The organism is Campylobacter sp. CFSAN093233, from assembly GCF_011068165.1.
In the GTDB taxonomy this organism is placed as follows: Bacteria; Campylobacterota; Campylobacteria; order Campylobacterales; family Campylobacteraceae; genus Campylobacter_D; species Campylobacter_D jejuni.
In genome coordinates this window covers 109,552-126,616 of the sequence record NZ_JAAMWY010000005.1, presented here as the reverse complement: position 1 = coordinate 126,616, position 17,065 = coordinate 109,552, and the positions used below count along the sequence as shown (strand labels likewise).

Below are 17,065 nucleotides of genomic sequence, written 5' to 3'. Positions count from 1 at the left end.
TTTAGCAAAATCTTACTTATATTTTAATGAAAATTTACATCCATTCTAAAACTTGTGAAAGTTCTTTAGCAACAAAACACTTAAGCCCTATATCTTCCAAAGGCTTAGAAGGAACAATGGCATTTTTAAATTTTTGCATTTTAGCTTCTTTTAAACGCGTATCAAGGCTAAAAACCTCTCTAATTTCTCCATTTAAACTAAGCTCCCCTATAAAAATACTATCTTTGCTCAAAGGGCGATTTTTAAAACTTGAAATAATAGCTGCAACCACAGCCAAATCCGCAGCAGTTTCACTTACTTTTACTCCGCCGCTAATATTTACAAATACATCATAATGCCCTAAAGGAATTTCAAGTTTTCTTTCAAGCAAAGCCAAAAGCATATCTAAGCGATTTTTTTCATACCCTGTAGCGCTGCGTTTTGGATAAGAACTTTCACACACTAAAGCTTGAACTTCTAAAACCAAAGCACGAGATCCTTCCATCACAACACCTAAAGCACTTCCTGAAATAGCCTTTCCACGAGTAAAAAAACGATTTGCCAAATCTTTTGCACTGATCAAACCCTTAGTAGTCATCTCAAAAATACCTACTTCATTCGTTCCACCAAAACGATTTTTAAAGCCTCTTAAAAGTCTAATTTCTTTAGTGGCATCTCCTTCAAAATAAAGCACCACATCCACCATATGTTCAAGAACCCTAGGTCCTGCTATAGCACCTTCTTTAGTAATGTGCCCTATGATAAAAGTACTGATATTATAAGCCTTGCTAACACGCATAAGTTCAAAAGTAATCTCACGCACCTGAGTGATGCTTCCTGCTGCTGAAGTGACTTTATTTGAATATAGAGTTTGTATAGAATCAATGATAAGAATACTATAATCCTTTTTGTGTAATTCTTCTAAAATATTTTCAAGGCAAAGTTCAGTAAGTAAAAATAAATTCGGAGTATTAGCCTCAAGGCGATCAGCTCTTAATTTAATCTGAGCTTTACTTTCTTCGCCACTGACATAAAGCACTTTTTTACCCTGTTTGGCTAAATTTGAAGCAATTTTTAACAAAAGCGTAGATTTTCCCACACCTGGACTTCCGCCTATAAGCACTAAAGAACCTTCAACAAGCCCTCCGCCTAAAACCAAATCAAGCTCATTATCATCTGTGCTGTATCTTGTAAAATGTTCTAATTCCACATCTTCAATACAAACAGCTTCACTTGTTTTCATACTAACTTGCGCAAGCTCTTTTAAAACTTTAATTTGCTCAGCTTTTAATTCTACAAAACTATCCCAAGCTCCACAATCAGGACATTTTCCAAGCCATTTGCTTTGTTGATTTCCACAAGCTTGACATTCAAAAAGTGCTTTATTTTTTGCCATTATTCAAAAATAGGATCTAATAAAGTATCTAAATAAGCACTTGCATTAAATTCTTGCAAATCCGTCATTTGCTCACCCACGCCTACATAAAAAATAGGAAGCTCAAGCTCTCTTGCTATACTAAAAAGTGCACCCCCTTTAGCTGTCCCATCAAGCTTTGTGATAATCACACCATCAAGTTTTACAAGCTCATTAAAAGCTTTAGCTTGTAAAATTCCAGCATTTCCCTGTGTTCCATCTAAAACTAAAATTTTTCTATGGGGTGCACCTTCTAAAGCTTTGTTTGAAATTCTCACAATTTTTTCAAGCTCATGGGCTAAATTTTTTTGATTTTGCAAACGCCCTGCTGTATCGATAATAACTCTATCAAAATCCTTTGCTTTTGCTTTAGAAATGGTATCAAAAGCAACCGCTGAAGGATCATGCCCTTGTGCAGTTAAAACTATATCTACATCCACTTTTTGCGCCCAAAGTTTTAATTGTTCAATCGCACCTGCTCTAAAAGTATCACACGCTCCTAAAATCACTTTTTGATTTTGGTTTTTATATAAATAAGCAAGTTTGGCAATACTTGTTGTTTTTCCTGCTCCATTTACTCCTAAAATAAGCTCTACAAAAGGTTTTTCTTGATTGGTTTCTTTTTTTTCATAAAGAAAATAAGAACCCATAACACGCTTTAAATCTTCTTTTTTTACTTCATTTTGAGGTGGTAAATAATAAATTATCTCTTCAACTATTTCATAACTTACATCTGCTTCAAGCAAAATTTCTTCAAGCAAATCTTTGGTTATCTTTTTATTCTCTCCTTTAATCCCAACAATATTTTCAAGAGTTTTTGCAAGTCCTTTTTTAAAAAAATTAAACATTAAAGTATAGCCTTTTGTATATCAATTTCTAGCATTTCTTCAGGAATAAGCCCTAAATACTGATTAATCAATTTAGAATGCTTGTTGTAAAGAAACATGGTAGGAATTCCATTTACCCCACCTAAAGCTTTAGCTAAAAGATAGTTATTTTCACCATTAGCGACTTTATAAGATATTTTATGCTGTTCTATAAATTTTTGAATCTCATCGTTAGATTTATCTTCTAATAAAACCCCAACTATATTAAAATCATTATTATACTTTTCTTGTAATTTATTAAGATGAGGGATTTCAGCAATGCAAGGGGTACACCAAGTGGTAAAAAATACAAACAAAGTTGCCTTATCTTCATCGTTGAAATTTAAAACGGCATTTTCTTTTTTAATTGAAATTGATCCTCCATCAATCAAATTAAGTTTAAAATTCATATCATCACTTTGATTTATACTTGCCTCGGTGCTTAAATTTACATCATTTTGCTGCTTTTCTTTATCATTGCTACAAGCAACAAACAAACAAGATATTGCCACTAGTAAAAGTATTTTTTTAATCTTCATTATTTATCAATCCTTTATTCTTCTTTATAAAAATGCTAAAATTATAACATACATAAGATAATATTTTTTTAAAGGCATATTAATGGAAAAAACAGATTTTAGGGCATTGCAAAAAATACGCCTTTTCAAACATTCAAAACTAAATTTCAAACAAGATTATAAAATATTTAAAGAATGTCTTAAAATAATAAAACTATTTAAAGCTAAAAATATTTTAATTTTTATTCCTTTGCATTATGAACCAAACTTAATAAAATTTCGCCATATTCTTAATAAAAATTACAAACTTTTTGTTCCATTTATGCAAGATAAAAGTTTAAAAATTGTAAAATTAAGATTGCCTTTTATTAAAAAAAGGTTTGGGGTTTTAGAGCCTATAGATTCTTTTTTTAAAGCAAAAATTGATTTAGCTATTGTGCCTGTAATTGGCGTCGATAAAAATTTAAAAAGAATAGGACATGGGCAAGGTTTTTATGATAGATTTTTTGAAAATTTAAATTACAAACCTCATATAATATTTGTCCAAAGTATAGATGCTTTAAGTCAAAATAATCTAACACAAAAGCATGATATTTCAGGAAAATTATACATAAACCCTTATAAAAAATATTACAAGAAAGAAAGAAAAAATGATAGAATCACTTATCGCACTTATAGCCGCTATAGTCGGACTCGGTATAGGATATTTAGTTGCAAAAAAAATCAATGATGCCAAATATGAAATTTTCGTAGAACAAGCCAAAGCTAAAGCCAAAGCTATAGAATACGAAGCGGAGCTTATTTTAAAAGATGCAAAAAATTCAATTCTTAATGCAGAATTAGAAGTTAAAAAAAAATACGAAGAAAAAACTCACAAAATTCAAAAAGATTTTAATCAAAAATTTGATGATCTTTCTAAAAAAGAACAAAAACTTCAGCAAGAAGAAGAAAAACTAAAAGAAGATAAAGAATACCTTTGCAAGTCACAAAGACACATTCAAAACTTACAATCTGATGTTGATAAATTAAAAAATAAATATCAAGAAAAACTTGACGATGTTTTAAAAATTTTAGAACATTCGACAGGACTTACACAAAATGAAGCCAAAGAAATCATTCTTAAAAAAGTAGAAGAAAATTCTCGCGAGCAAATTGCACATATAGTAAGAAAATATGAAGAAGAAGCAAAAAATGAAGCTAAAAGAAAAGCTAATTTCATCATTGCTCAAGCTACTTCTCGTTTTGCAGGTGAATTTGCAGCTGAAAGACTTATCAATGTTATTAACATTAAAAACGATGAACTTAAAGGACGTATCATTGGTAAAGAAGGGCGCAATGTTAAAACCTTGGAAATGGTTTTAGGTGTTGATATTATCATCGATGATACACCAGGTGCTATTATAGTAAGTTGTTTTAATCTTTATCGCCGTGCTATTGCTACAAAAGTTATAGAACTTTTAGTTGAAGATGGCAGAATTCAACCCGCGCGCATAGAAGAAATTCACGAAAAAGTGTGTAAAGAATTTGATAGTGCCATTCTAGAAGAAGGCGAAACCATAGTTATGGATCTAGGTTTAAATAAAATACACCCTGAAATTGTAAAACTCATAGGAAAACTCAAATACCGAGCAAGCTATGGACAAAACGCTTTAGCACATTCTTTGGAAGTGGCTCACCTTGCAGGAATCATTGCTGCTGAGTGTGGTGGAGATGAGAATTTAGCACGTCGTGCGGGAATTTTACATGATATAGGAAAAGCATTAACCCATGATTTTGAAGGATCTCATGTGGATTTAGGTGCAGAACTTTGCAAACGCTACAAAGAGCATCCTGTAGTAATCAATGCTATTTACGCACATCATGGACACGAAGAAGCTACAAGCATAGAATCAGCAGCTGTTTGTGCAGCAGATACTTTAAGTGCTGCACGACCTGGAGCTAGAAGAGAAGTGTTAGAAGCTTTCTTAAAAAGAGTCAGTGAGCTAGAAGATATCGCTAAAAGTAAAGAAGGAATTAAAAATGCCTATGCAATCAATGCCGGAAGAGAAATTCGCGTCATAGCCAATGCTCAGCTTGTTAATGATGATGAAAGTGTACTTTTAGCTAAGGAAATAGCAGCTGAAATTCAAGAAAAAATGCAATATCCTGGTGAAATTAAAGTCAATGTTATACGTGAACTTAGAGCTGTAGAATACGCTAAATAAGGTTTATTATGCAAGATATGATTGATACTTTAATAAAATATGGTTATATTGTTTTATTCTTTTACTCTTTAGGAGGTGGAATGGTTGGAATTTTAGCTGCAGGAGTTTTAAGTTCTCAAGGAAAAATGGATCTTAGTTTTTGCATTGCTCTTGCTTTTATTGCTAATACCATAGGTTCAACTTTGCTTTTTATACTTGGAAAATATTATAAAAAAGACATTATGCCTTATTTTAAAAAACACCGACGCAAGATAGCCCTTGCTATGATAAAAACAAAACAACATGGAATTATTTTACTTGTAACTCAAAAATTTATTTATGGTTTAAAAACTTTTATTCCCATAGCTGCAGGTATGGCAAAATATAATTTTATTAAATTTTTTATTATCAATACTCTAGCTAGTTTGGCATGGGCTATTGTTCTAGGTTTTGCTGCTTATACTTTTGGGTATGTTATTGAAGCAATTTTTGATAAACTGAGTTTATATCCTTATGCTGCTCCTTTATTTTTATTATTTTTAGCCGGAATAATTTGGCTTTATTTAAGTAAATTTTCTAAAAAATAATGTCTCTATGGAATTCTTTTTCTTACTCTTTTAAAGAATTTCATTATTTATTTTTCTCTGTTGTTGTTATTTTTATTTTTAATATCCTTTTAGAATATAATAATTTTTTAAACTTTAAAAACCAAAAACATTACCTTATAGACAACGCTCTATTAACGCACCAATATATAAAATATAATAAAAAAAATAAAAAATACTGGGTTTTAAAGTTACAAACTGAAAACTTCACTTTTTATACTACAAGTTTTAAGGATTTAAATTTAAGCAAGAATCAATTTTTAAGCCTTAGAATTATCACCCATAATATTAACTTTAAAGACTATCTGAGTAAAAGTTTTTACGCACCTTCTTATGATTTTGAAAAATTAAAAGAAAAAGAATACAATCCCATTATATCTTACTTCTTAAATCAACATACAAATGAAAAGATTAAAGAATTTTATGGTGCTTTATTTTTTGCACTGCCCATATCTTTAGAGCTTAGAAACGATGTAAATTACTACGGTATAGCACACCTTATAGCAATTAGCGGTTATCACATAGGCTTACTTTTTAGTTTAATTTTCTTTATTTTAGCTCCAATTTATAGTTTTTTCCAAAAAAGATATTTTCCTTATAGAAATTTACGTTTAGATTTAAGTATTTTAATTTTTGCACTACTTTTAGCTTATGCTTGTTTAATAGGATTTGTCCCTTCTTTTGTGCGCTCCTTGATTATGGCTTTTTGCATTTTTTATCTATTGTGTAAAAATATAAAAATCATTAATTTCGTTACGCTTTTTTGTAGTATTTTATTGTGCATTTCTCTTTACCCTAGACTTTTATTTAGTATTGGATTTTTATTTTCTATTTTAGGTGTTTTTTATATTTTTTTATATATGCATCATTTTGCAAATAAATTTAATAATCTTATAAATATTATTTTGCTTAATATTTGGACTTTTTTTGCTATGGTTTTACCTGTGCTTTATTTTTTTCCACTTATAAGCTACCAACAAATTTTAGGTATTATTTTGAGTGGAATTTTTGTAATATTTTATCCTTTAGTATTATTTTTGCATCTTATAAACTATGGAGATTTGCTCAATTTTATCTTAGATGAATTTTTTAAATTTAAAATTTATGGAACTAATATCCATATCCCATTTTGGATTTTTATAAGTTATCTTATTGCTTCTTTAATCTCTGTGCGATTTAAATATCTAGCTTTTCTTTGTATTTTTGCGAATTTTATTCCCTTCATTATGATTGTGATTTAGAAAATAATAGAGTTTAAGCCCAAAAAGATAAATAATCCAAGAAATATAAATCCAAATAAAAAAGAATAAAATAGTAGAAAAAGATCCATAAACGCTAGCGTATGTTTTATTATATACCACGTAATATACAAATAAATTTTTTCCTATATACCAAATAGTACCCGCTCCAAAAGATACTAAAGCTAAACTTTTAAGAGTTCCCTTATGAACAGAACTTGAATAAGATATAAAAAATAAACCCCAAATAATTACAAAGGGTAAAATTTCAAAAAAATTAAACCCTATTTTATAATCATCTAAAGTTTGTTGGATAAAACCTGAAATATAAAAACTAAGCCCAAGCCCCAAAGGAACAAGAGTTAAAAGAGTCCAATAAGAACTAATACTTTGCCAAAGTCCTTTAGGTTCATTTTTAGTAATGCGATTGATTACAAAATCATAGCCTGAAAAAAAAGCTAAAGAAGTAAATGCCATAGCAATAAGACCTACAATACCCAAATTTACACTATTTTTTAAAAAAGTATCGATGTAGGTAGCAACAACATCTTGTTGCGTTGGTATTAAAAAAGCAAAAATTACTTGCTTTGCTTTTTCATAATAAGCTTTAAAACTGGAAATTTGCGTAAAAACAGAAAAACATACAAATAAAATAGGTATTAAAGATAATACAGTATAAAAACTAAGCGCTGCTGCATAATTTAAAATTTCCTTATCACGCAAATTTAGTAAAATAGTAAAAAAATTTTTCACCTTCTAAAGTCCCATTTTAAAAGGATTTAGTATATTATTTGGATCAAAAGCTTTTTTAATATTTCTCATTAAATTCATTTCGGCTTCAGAAAAAGCTAAATTCATAAAAGGTGCCTTAGAGAGTCCGATACCATGCTCTCCGCTTAAAGTTCCTCCAAGTTTCACTGTTAATTTAAAAATCTCTTCCACAGCTTCATAGCCTTTTTTCACCTGCTCTTTATCATTTTTATCAGGAACCATAACATTAGTATGCACATTTCCATCCCCTGTATGTCCAAAACAAGGAATTTTAAAACCATATTTTTTAGAAATCTCATCTATACCTTCAAGCAAAGTAGGTAGTTTAGAACGCGGAACTGTAATATCTTCATTAAGTTTTAAAGTTCCATACATGGCAATGCTTTGAGAACAATTTCTTCTAGCAAACCAAATATCTGCGGTTTCTTGTTCATCTTTTGCTATTTTAAATTCGCTAGCGCCAGCTTCTAAAAAATAATATTCTAAATTTCTTAAATCCTCATCAATAGCCTCTTTAACATTACCATCCACATCAGCAATCAAAATAGCTCCAGCTTCTATAGGCAAACCTTTATTAAATTTGCTCTCAACCGCTCTAATGCTAAGATTGTCTAAAAATTCCATAGATACAGGACTTACACCGCTAGCAAGACTTTTGTAAACCGCATTCATAGCACTTTTTACACTTGGAAAAATAGCAAAAGCAGTTTTTTTAAATTTAGGCAAAGGTATTAATTTTAAAGTAAGCTCACTTAAAACTGCCAAAGAACCTTCACTAGCGATTAAAATTCCTGCCAAATTATAACCTGCTACATCTTTAATAGTGCGTTTCCCTGCACGAATGATTTCTCCGCTAGGCAAAACAGCCCTTAAAGCCATCACATAATCTTTTGTAATGCCATATTTTGCAGCTCTCATTCCCCCAGCATTTTCGCTTACATTACCCCCTAAGCTTGAATACTCCATGCTAGCAGGGTCAGGTGGGTAAAAAAGTCCATATTTAGCCACTTCTTTTTGTAAATGTATATTAATAACCCCAGGTTGCACAACAGCCACTAAATTTTCAAGATCAATTTCTAAAATTTTATTCATATGCTTTTCAAAAGCAAGCACCACCCCGCCATTAACAGCTAAAGCTCCTCCTGTAAAACCAGATCCTGAGCCTCGAGGTATGACTATGATATTATTTTCATTGCAAAATTTTAAAATTTGAGCAATATCTTCTTCATTTCTTGGAAAAAGAACCCCATCAGGTAAATAATGTTTTTTTGTCGCATCATAGCTATAAGCTCTTTTGTGAATTTCATCAAAATAAGCGTTTTCTTCTCCTAAAAATCGTTTAAAATATTGTTCAAATTCTTTTTTCATGTTTATTGCACCTAAGGAAGATTAATCAAAGCATCATAATACCTATAATAATTTCCTATTTCTTGAGAGTTAAAATCAAAAAAATTACTTTTATATCCACCTATACGAGAATAAAAAGGAACCTGAACGCTAGTTGGCTTGCTTATAGGCACTTCATAAAGCTTATTAAAATCTTGACAATCCACAACTTCTGCATGATTTTCCAAAGCCACAACCAAAATGCCGACCGCATTATCATCACAAAATTGCCTAAAATCTGAACGCTTAGGAGAAAGAGTAGCCGTTCTAATTAATTGTGCTCCAAAAATATCAATATGGGTAAAATATATCTGCGGAAATTCTCTAACAAGTTCATTATAAGTTTGTTCATCAGGAGCAATTACCAATCCTCTATCATAAAGAAAATTTAAAACAACCTCATCACCTACTTTAGGTAAAACATTTGGTAAAGGCAAAGCATCTTGCTTAAGAGCTGAAAAAACACTAAATTCTAATTTTGCCAAACCATTTTTTTTATCTATAACACTTGCTCTAGCGATGATACTTTGCGAATTGCTAAAATGTTGCACTACTACGCCACTTGAATAAAGTTTTATATCATCACTATCTTTAATATAACCATAAATATCATCAACTTTTACAAGTTCACTTTTTATAGGTTTTAAATCAAATCCAACCGCAAAGAGGCTAAGGTTTAAAGCTAAAAAACACACTATAGTTTTAAACAAATTTGCTCCTTAAATAAAAATTTATAGAATTATAATCCTTTTTTGTTAAGCAATTGTAAGAAAAATAAAGTAAAATATAGCTTTCAAATTTCAAAATTCTTTTAAAAATTAAGGTTATCTCATGAAAAAATTATTGCTTTTATTTATTTTTGTTGTTCAAAGTTTTGCAGCTTTAAGTGTTGAAGAGCTAACTTGGGATAATGGAGATACCTTGCTTAAATTCTTACAAAGAAATTCCATACCTATGTCGCTTTATTATGGACTTGATAGAGAAGATCAAGAACTTGCTTCTGATATAGCCTATAAAATAAAATATCAAGTTTTAAAAGATGAAAACAACAACATAGAACAAGTTTTAATTCCAATTAGTGATGATTTACAAATTCATATCTATAAAGATAAAGATAGACAATACACTCTTGCTTTTACTCCTGTATCTTATCAAAAAGAAGATAGAATTTTACATTTAACCATTAAAAGCTCTGCTTATCAAGATGTCTATGAAGAAAGTGGTAGCAGTACTTTAGCTCGTGCTATGGTTCGTGCTTTTCGAGGAAGTATAAATTTTCGCAATATCCAAAAAGGTGATGAAGTAACCCTATATTATGAACAAAAAAGACGCATGGGTAAACTTTGGGGTGATATAAATATAAAAATGGCAATGGTAGAAATCAATAAAAGCGCTAGAGAAGTCTTTTCTTATAATGATATATTCTATGATCGTGATGGCAAAGAATTAGAATCTTTTTTACTTACAAAACCTGTGAATTACACTAGAATTTCTTCTCCTTTTACAACAGCAAGATATCATCCTATATTAAAACGCTATCGTGCCCATCTTGGTATAGACTATGCTGCACCTACTGGAACTCCTGTGAAAAGTGCTGGCAAAGGAGTAGTAACCTTTATAGGCACAAAAGGTGGTTATGGAAATGTAATTCAAATCAAGCATGACTCAGGTTATATGACTTTATATGCTCATCTTAGTCGTTTTGCAAAAATTAAAAACGGACAAAAGGTAAATCAAGGACAAGTAATTGCATATGTTGGTTCAACAGGTATGAGCACAGGGCCTCATTTGCATTTTGGAGTATATTTAAATAATAAAGCTATAAATCCTGCATCTGTTGTAAAAATCGCCAAATCAGAACTTAGTGGAAAAGCAAAAGAGAATTTTAAACATATCATAGCTGGATACGAGCAGGTTGTTAAAGAAGCCCTAGTCTCGAATCAACCTAATCCCCCAAAAGAAGAAGATTTTGAAAACTATATAGAATTTTAATTACTCAACAACGCTTTATCTTTTGCATTGATTAAAGAATTTAGAAGAGTTGCAAGCTCTTCTTTTTCTTTTTCACTAATTTCACAAAAATCTGCATCAATCAATTGTTTCACCAAAGCTTCATTTAACAAATCCCCATCGCCAAATTCTCTAGCTTTTTGAATGATTTTTAACACTCTTAAATCTTTTCTTTCATACATTTTAATCCTTTAAATAAACCACGCTCACAAAACGCTTAGGCGTTTTATCGCGACGATAAGAAAAAAAACTCTCATCATCAAAACTACAAATTCCACAATCTTTAATATTTTCAATGCCTAAATTTTGAGCTTGAAATTTTACCAAGGCTTTTAAATCAAGTTTATTATCTTGAACAAATTCTTTAAATTCTTTTTTAGCAAATTCTAAAATTTCTCCATCTATTTCATAATTTTTAGCACAAATTCCAGGTAAAATAAAAAGATGAAATTTATTCTTATCTAAATGTGAATTTTGCATAGTAATTTGATCAACGCATTCTTTTAGGATATTTTCAAAGCTTCCTTTTCTACCTGAATGCAAAGCTGCTATAATGCCACTTTCATGATATAAGATCAAAGGCAGACAATCCGCACTTAAGACACAAAGAGCAGTATTTTTTTCTTTACTTATAAGTCCATCACAACTGAGATTTTTTAAATTTTCATCATAAATGATAACTTTATGAGAGTGAATTTGATCCATAAAAACACATTTTTCAATATCTTTAAAACCTAAATGAGAAAATAAATTCTCATTATGAATTTTAGCCCTAAAAACATTATAATCCTTATCAAAAGCACAAAAAATACCGACTTTATCATTTTCTAATAAAGATAAGAAATTCTTTCCACTTCTTCCCATGATAATCCTTTGTTTTTACCTTGCAATTGTGCATAAATATAACGAGCAAGCAAATCGCTTTCTATATTTATTTTTCTACCTACTTGATAGTCCTTAAAAAGCGTTTCTTTAAAAGTAATAGGAATAATAGTAAGCCTAATACCATTTTTTAAAATTTCATTGATAGTAAGGCTTACCCCATCAACAGCTATACTTCCTTTTTCTGCCATAAATTTCATAGCTTCTTTAGGTAAAGTTATATGAAAATCCACTCCATTTTCATCCTTTTGAATCTTTTCAAGTATACCAATAAAATCAATATGCCCTTGCATAAGATGTCCATCGATTCTATCGCCATATCTTAAAGCAGGTTCTATATGAACTTTATCTTTTAAATTCTCTATAGCTATATGAGTGCGACTTTCGCGAGAAAGTTCCACTTCAAAACCTCCCTCATAAAGTTTTGTCACACTCAAACAAGCTCCATTTACAGCTATACTATCGCCAAGATTTGGACGATGCTTAGCTGTTAAACTTAAAGTATTGTTTTGATAAGATTGAACTTTGGCAATTTCTCTTATGAGTCCATTAAACATTTTTTACCTTAGAAAATCTTATTTAATAATTTATTTACCGCTTTATCCACTTTATTGCCTGTATTTTTAGCACCATCACTCACGCCGCCACCTACTACATTTTTAATAGAATTTAAAACACTTCCTGCATTTAAATTTACTTTAGGATTTTCTGTAGTTCCTGTAATACTTCCTTTAAAATTAGCTCTATCGAGTTTAATATCAAAAGGCAAATTTAAAGCTCCACTTTTAGAATTTAAAGCTCCTGATTGTACTAAAATATAAGAACGATCTGCTTGCATATTAAGATCAAGCTTGATATTTTCTTTTTTAATCAAAGCTTTAGCATTAGCAGTACGATAAACATCATCTGTAATATCTTTTAATGTTAAAATTTTTAAAGCATTGGTAATAAGATTTGGTTTTAATTTACCCTCTTTCATATCCAAATTAACCTCGCCTTCTTCGCTTAAAAGATTGTAATTTGCCTTCATGTCCGCCTTACCTTGATAAATATCCATAAAATCCAAACCCTGAGCTAGACTACTTAAATCCACTCCGTTTAAATCAGCAAGCAAAAGGTTATCTTTAAATGTGCTTTGAAGTTTTCCTTCAAATAAATTTGGACTATTTACAACAAAATTTAAACTCTTATCAAAACCTACCTTTCCATTAAATTCTGCCTTACCTTTAAGTTTTCTATCTAACAAAAAGCCTAGTTTTGAAAAATCATTTATCTTTAAATTAAAATCCGAATTTAAAAGCATCTTACTTATATCAAAACTTCCTTGTAGTTTTGTAAGATCAGCTAAAGATGAATTTAAAACAGAATCAAATTGAGCGATATTGTTTTTAAAATTAATTTTGGTATTTAAATCATAACTTGTATTGTTTGGAAAATTTTTATTTAAAATTTTACTTAAAGTTGCAGCATTTAAAATGCCTTTAGCCTCTAAATTTGCTTTACCATTAAGGTTGTTAAAATCGATATTATCTAAATTAACTTTTGCATTAACAACCCCACTGGCATAATTTGGCATACCTGCTATAACAAAAAGTTTAGATAAATCAAGTTTATCAATGTTCAAATCAAGTTTTTTACCATTTGAATCAGCTTTGATTACGCCATCTGCCAAATTTGCATTTGCATTTAAATTTTGTATTTGAGTACCTATAATATGAGCTTTTGCATTAAGATCTGCCTTACCTTGTAATTTTTGTCCCGCTATAGCACTAAACTGAGACAAATCATCAATAAAAGCATTTAAATCTGTATTTAACTCACTATTTTTTAAATTATAAGTTCCTTGAAGTTTTTTGATATTAAGTAAATTTGAAGCAAGTAAAGCATTGTAAGAAATATTACTATTTTTTGCATTTGCTTTAGCATCAAGACTAAAAATTGTATTTGGAAGTTCTATTTTAGCAATTTTTTTAAGCTCATTGGTGTTAATCTTTGCATTGTTTATTTTTGCCTCAAGATCGAAATTAGAAAAATCCAAATCCGCATTTAAAAGTTTAGCATTTAAATTTCCAGAAACTAAGGCTCCATATCCTGCAAGAGCTAATAATTTTTCCAAACTTGCTTCATTAATATCTGCAAAAATTTTATTATTTTTCAAACTTGCCTTTACCTCTCCACCAAGTCCGATAACTTGAGCATTTAAACTTGATAAGGCATTATTTACAACACTTGTTTCGCCTATCACGCCCAAACTACCATTTAATCTAGTTTTTGTAAGTTTTTCAAGCTTTGCAAGAGAAGGAATATTTAAATTAAAATCAGTACTTAAAATATTCTTACTCATATCATAAAGAGTTTTTTGGGTTTGTAAGTTAAGATAATCATTGTAAATTTTACTTACAGCATAAATCTTATCTTCTTTAACATTGGCTAAAATTTCTGCTTTAGGATTAGAATTTAAAGGCAAGTCTAAAGAAAAATCTTTTTTTATCGCCTCGTAGTTTATATAGCTTGTATCAAGTTTTATGATAATATTTCCATCAGGTTTTAAATTCTGTGCTGAAATTTTTGCCTGAGCATTTAAAAAACCTTTAGCATAACTAGGATAAGATAAAAGATGAAGTATTTCTTCTATCTTAAGATTTTTTGCATCTAAATTTAAAGCGATAGGGCTGTAATTATACATTCTCGCATTTAAAAATACATTTGAACCTAGTAAGTAACCCCTTCCATCTAAAGTAAAATCACTTGCCTTGCCTTGAATTTTACCGCCAAAAGAAAGGTTTTGATTTAAATTTAAACCTAAATTTTTAGCATAATTTTGCTTTAAAGAAATAAGATAGTCAAGATCAAATCCAAGCTTAAAAGGACTCAAAGCTCCCTTGAGATTGAAATCTGCCATATTTGCAATATTTGCTTGCAGTTCAAGACTTGAAAAACGCAAATTAAAACGCGTGATATTTACATCTAATCCCGCATTTTCTTTAATCTTTTTTTGTACTATATTTGCCACTATATTATTACCAAAACTTGTAAAAAGTATGGTACAAAGAGCGATTAAAAGCACAACAACAAAAGCTACAATGCCATAAAAAATCTTTTTCATTTTTATCCTTTAGTTTATTTTATAAAATAACTTTAGTCTATAAAACTAAACTTTTATAAATATTTTAATTTAAAGTATTGACAAAATTCATTTTTTATAGTATGATATTATCACTCTAAATTAAAGAGTGCTAAAATCAATATTTTTAAGGATGGACAAAAATGAATTTTCAACCTTTAGGAAAGCGTGTTCTAGTTAAACGCGTAGAAGAAACTAAAACAACAGCCTCAGGCATAATTATACCAGATAATGCTAAAGAAAAGCCTTTAATGGGTGAAGTAGTAGCAGTAAGTAAAGAAATCACTGATATTGCAAATGGTGATAAAATCGTGTTTGCTAAATACGGTGGAACAGAAATTAAACTTGATAATAATGAATATTTAGTTTTAAATTTAGATGATATCTTAGGAATTTTAAAATAATTTATAAAAAAGGATAAAAAATGGCAAAAGAAATTATTTTTTCAGATGAAGCAAGAAATAAACTTTACGAGGGCGTTAAAAAACTTAATGACGCAGTAAAAGTAACTATGGGGCCAAGAGGACGCAATGTTTTAATCCAAAAAAGCTTTGGTGCTCCAAGCATTACTAAAGATGGCGTAAGTGTTGCTAAAGAAGTAGAGCTTAAAGATAGTCTTGAAAATATGGGTGCTTCACTCGTAAGAGAAGTAGCGAGTAAAACAGCTGATCAAGCAGGCGATGGAACAACTACTGCAACGGTTTTAGCTCATGCAATTTTCAAAGAAGGTTTAAGAAATATCACAGCAGGTGCAAATCCTATCGAGGTAAAACGCGGTATGGATAAAGCTTGCGAAGCTATAGTAGCAGAACTTAAAAAACTTTCTCGCGAAGTAAAAGATAAAAAAGAAATTGCACAAGTTGCTACAATCTCAGCCAACTCTGATGAAAAAATCGGAAATTTAATCGCTGATGCTATGGAAAAAGTGGGCAAAGATGGTGTTATCACTGTTGAAGAGGCAAAATCAATCAATGATGAATTAAATGTAGTTGAAGGTATGCAATTTGACAGAGGTTATTTAAGCCCTTATTTTATCACTAATGCAGAAAAAATGACAGTAGAGCTTTCAAGCCCTTATATCCTGCTTTTTGATAAAAAAATTGCAAATTTAAAAGATTTATTACCGGTTTTAGAACAAATTCAAAAAACAGGCAAACCACTTTTAATTATCGCTGAAGATATTGAAGGCGAAGCGCTTGCAACTTTGGTTGTAAATAAACTTCGCGGTGTTCTTAATATTTCAGCAGTAAAAGCTCCAGGTTTTGGCGATAGAAGAAAAGCTATGCTTGAAGATATAGCGATTTTAACAGGTGGAGAAGTGATTTCTGAAGAACTTGGAAGAACTCTTGAAAGTGCGACTATACAAGATCTTGGACAAGCTTCTAGTGTAATCATCGATAAAGACAATACAACCATAGTAAATGGTGCAGGCGAAAAAGCAAATATCGATGCAAGAGTCAATCAAATCAAAGCACAAATTGCTGAAACAACTTCAGATTATGACAGAGAAAAATTACAAGAAAGACTTGCAAAATTAAGTGGTGGTGTTGCAGTTATTAAAGTAGGTGCAGCAACTGAAACTGAAATGAAAGAGAAAAAAGATCGTGTTGATGATGCTTTAAGCGCTACTAAAGCAGCAGTTGAAGAAGGTATAGTAATCGGTGGTGGTGCAGCGCTTATCAAAGCAAAAGCTAAAATCAAACTTGATCTACAGGGTGATGAAGCAATTGGCGCAGCTATCGTTGAAAGAGCTTTAAGAGCACCTTTAAGACAAATTGCTGAAAATGCAGGATTTGATGCAGGTGTGGTTGTAAATAGCGTAGAAAATGCTAAAGATGAAAACACAGGATTTGATGCTGCAAAAGGTGAATATGTTAATATGCTTGAAAGTGGAATTATCGATCCTGTTAAAGTAGAAAGAGTAGCTTTACTCAATGCAGTTTCTGTAGCTAGTATGCTTTTAACCACAGAAGCAACAATTAGTGAAATTAAAGAAGATAAGCCTACTATGCCAGATATGAGCGGTATGGGAGGAATGGGTGGCATGGGCGGAATGATGTAATATCTGCTCTAACCTCTTATCAGCAAG

At 30.4% G+C, this 17,065-nt stretch carries 17 protein-coding genes; 7 read left to right on the top strand and 10 right to left on the bottom strand.

Annotated elements, in window-relative coordinates; all coding sequences use genetic code 11:
• Positions 1-34: 34 nt before the first annotated feature.
• The 3 genes from radA to FBF15_RS03475 are packed head-to-tail and all read right to left on the bottom strand — an operon-like array spanning position 35 to position 2,798.
• Entirely contained in the window at positions 35-1,375 is a 1,341-nt protein-coding gene (gene radA / locus FBF15_RS03485) for a DNA repair protein RadA (RefSeq protein ID WP_002852872.1), read from the bottom strand.
• A complete protein-coding gene (gene ftsY / locus FBF15_RS03480) occupies positions 1,375-2,241 on the bottom strand; it encodes a signal recognition particle-docking protein FtsY (RefSeq protein ID WP_002852840.1) in 867 nt (288 codons plus the stop codon). The genes radA and ftsY overlap by 1 nt, the downstream gene beginning before the upstream one ends.
• The gene (locus tag FBF15_RS03475) at positions 2,241-2,798 is read right to left on the bottom strand and encodes a TlpA disulfide reductase family protein (protein ID WP_002852864.1); all 558 of its coding nucleotides are present in this window, start codon (positions 2,796-2,798) and stop codon (positions 2,241-2,243) included. The genes ftsY and FBF15_RS03475 overlap by 1 nt, the downstream gene beginning before the upstream one ends.
• Positions 2,799-2,880: 82 nt before the next feature.
• On the opposite strand from FBF15_RS03475, the gene FBF15_RS03470 reads away from it, so the two are divergent.
• The 4 genes from FBF15_RS03470 to FBF15_RS03455 are packed head-to-tail and all read left to right on the top strand — an operon-like array spanning position 2,881 to position 6,806.
• Positions 2,881-3,507: a 5-formyltetrahydrofolate cyclo-ligase gene (locus FBF15_RS03470; RefSeq protein ID WP_002860439.1), complete on the top strand. Its 627-nt coding sequence runs from the start codon at positions 2,881-2,883 to the stop codon at positions 3,505-3,507.
• Positions 3,428-4,981 (top strand): ribonuclease Y, encoded by a 1,554-nt coding sequence (gene rny / locus FBF15_RS03465; RefSeq protein WP_002852704.1) that lies wholly within the window; start codon positions 3,428-3,430, stop codon positions 4,979-4,981. Before FBF15_RS03470 ends, rny begins: the two co-directional genes overlap by 80 nt.
• An 8-nt stretch (positions 4,982-4,989) precedes the next feature.
• Positions 4,990-5,547, top strand: a complete 558-nt coding sequence (locus FBF15_RS03460) for a DedA family protein (RefSeq protein ID WP_002852823.1) — start codon at positions 4,990-4,992, stop codon at positions 5,545-5,547.
• The gene (locus FBF15_RS03455; protein WP_032598621.1) at positions 5,547-6,806 is read left to right on the top strand and encodes a ComEC/Rec2 family competence protein; all 1,260 of its coding nucleotides are present in this window, start codon (positions 5,547-5,549) and stop codon (positions 6,804-6,806) included. Before FBF15_RS03460 ends, FBF15_RS03455 begins: the two co-directional genes overlap by 1 nt.
• Here FBF15_RS03455 and FBF15_RS03450 read toward each other — a convergent pair.
• The 3 genes from FBF15_RS03450 to FBF15_RS03440 are packed head-to-tail and all read right to left on the bottom strand — an operon-like array spanning position 6,750 to position 9,670.
• Complete coding sequence (locus tag FBF15_RS03450) at positions 6,750-7,556, bottom strand: YihY/virulence factor BrkB family protein (protein ID WP_002852725.1); 807 nt, start codon at positions 7,554-7,556, stop codon at positions 6,750-6,752. The genes FBF15_RS03455 and FBF15_RS03450 overlap by 57 nt on opposite strands.
• Positions 7,557-7,559: 3 nt before the next feature.
• Entirely contained in the window at positions 7,560-8,942 is a 1,383-nt protein-coding gene (locus FBF15_RS03445; protein ID WP_002855885.1) for an FAD-linked oxidase C-terminal domain-containing protein, read from the bottom strand.
• Positions 8,943-8,953: 11 nt separating this feature from the next.
• Positions 8,954-9,670 carry a plasminogen-binding N-terminal domain-containing protein gene (locus tag FBF15_RS03440; RefSeq protein WP_002914241.1) on the bottom strand — a complete coding sequence of 239 codons (717 nt, stop codon included), beginning with the start codon at positions 9,668-9,670 and terminating at the stop codon, positions 8,954-8,956.
• 121 nt (positions 9,671-9,791) lie between these two features.
• Between FBF15_RS03440 and FBF15_RS03435 the strand changes: the two genes are divergently transcribed.
• Positions 9,792-10,952, top strand: a complete 1,161-nt coding sequence (locus FBF15_RS03435; protein WP_002914240.1) for a M23 family metallopeptidase — start codon at positions 9,792-9,794, stop codon at positions 10,950-10,952.
• Here the strand turns inward: FBF15_RS03435 and FBF15_RS03430 are convergent.
• Genes FBF15_RS03430 through FBF15_RS03415 form a run of 4 tightly spaced genes read right to left on the bottom strand, consistent with a single transcriptional unit; the run spans position 10,949 to position 14,958 of the window.
• Positions 10,949-11,152, bottom strand: a complete 204-nt coding sequence (locus FBF15_RS03430; RefSeq protein WP_002859287.1) for a hypothetical protein — start codon at positions 11,150-11,152, stop codon at positions 10,949-10,951. The genes FBF15_RS03435 and FBF15_RS03430 overlap by 4 nt on opposite strands.
• Before the next feature lies 1 nt (position 11,153).
• Positions 11,154-11,834 (bottom strand): polyphenol oxidase family protein, encoded by a 681-nt coding sequence (locus FBF15_RS03425; protein ID WP_002859288.1) that lies wholly within the window; start codon positions 11,832-11,834, stop codon positions 11,154-11,156.
• Complete coding sequence (locus FBF15_RS03420; RefSeq protein WP_002859289.1) at positions 11,798-12,409, bottom strand: riboflavin synthase; 612 nt, start codon at positions 12,407-12,409, stop codon at positions 11,798-11,800. Before FBF15_RS03420 ends, FBF15_RS03425 begins: the two co-directional genes overlap by 37 nt.
• Before the next feature lie 8 nt (positions 12,410-12,417).
• Positions 12,418-14,958: a hypothetical protein gene (locus FBF15_RS03415; protein ID WP_165434561.1), complete on the bottom strand. Its 2,541-nt coding sequence runs from the start codon at positions 14,956-14,958 to the stop codon at positions 12,418-12,420.
• 161 nt (positions 14,959-15,119) lie between these two features.
• On the opposite strand from FBF15_RS03415, the gene groES reads away from it, so the two are divergent.
• Both groES and groL read left to right on the top strand, forming a co-directional pair.
• Positions 15,120-15,380, top strand: coding sequence for a co-chaperone GroES (groES, locus tag FBF15_RS03410; RefSeq protein ID WP_002825273.1), 261 nt, complete (start codon positions 15,120-15,122; stop codon positions 15,378-15,380).
• Between the two features lie 20 nt (positions 15,381-15,400).
• Positions 15,401-17,038, top strand: coding sequence for a chaperonin GroEL (gene groL, locus FBF15_RS03405; RefSeq protein ID WP_002860445.1), 1,638 nt, complete (start codon positions 15,401-15,403; stop codon positions 17,036-17,038).
• Positions 17,039-17,065 lie beyond the last annotated feature (27 nt).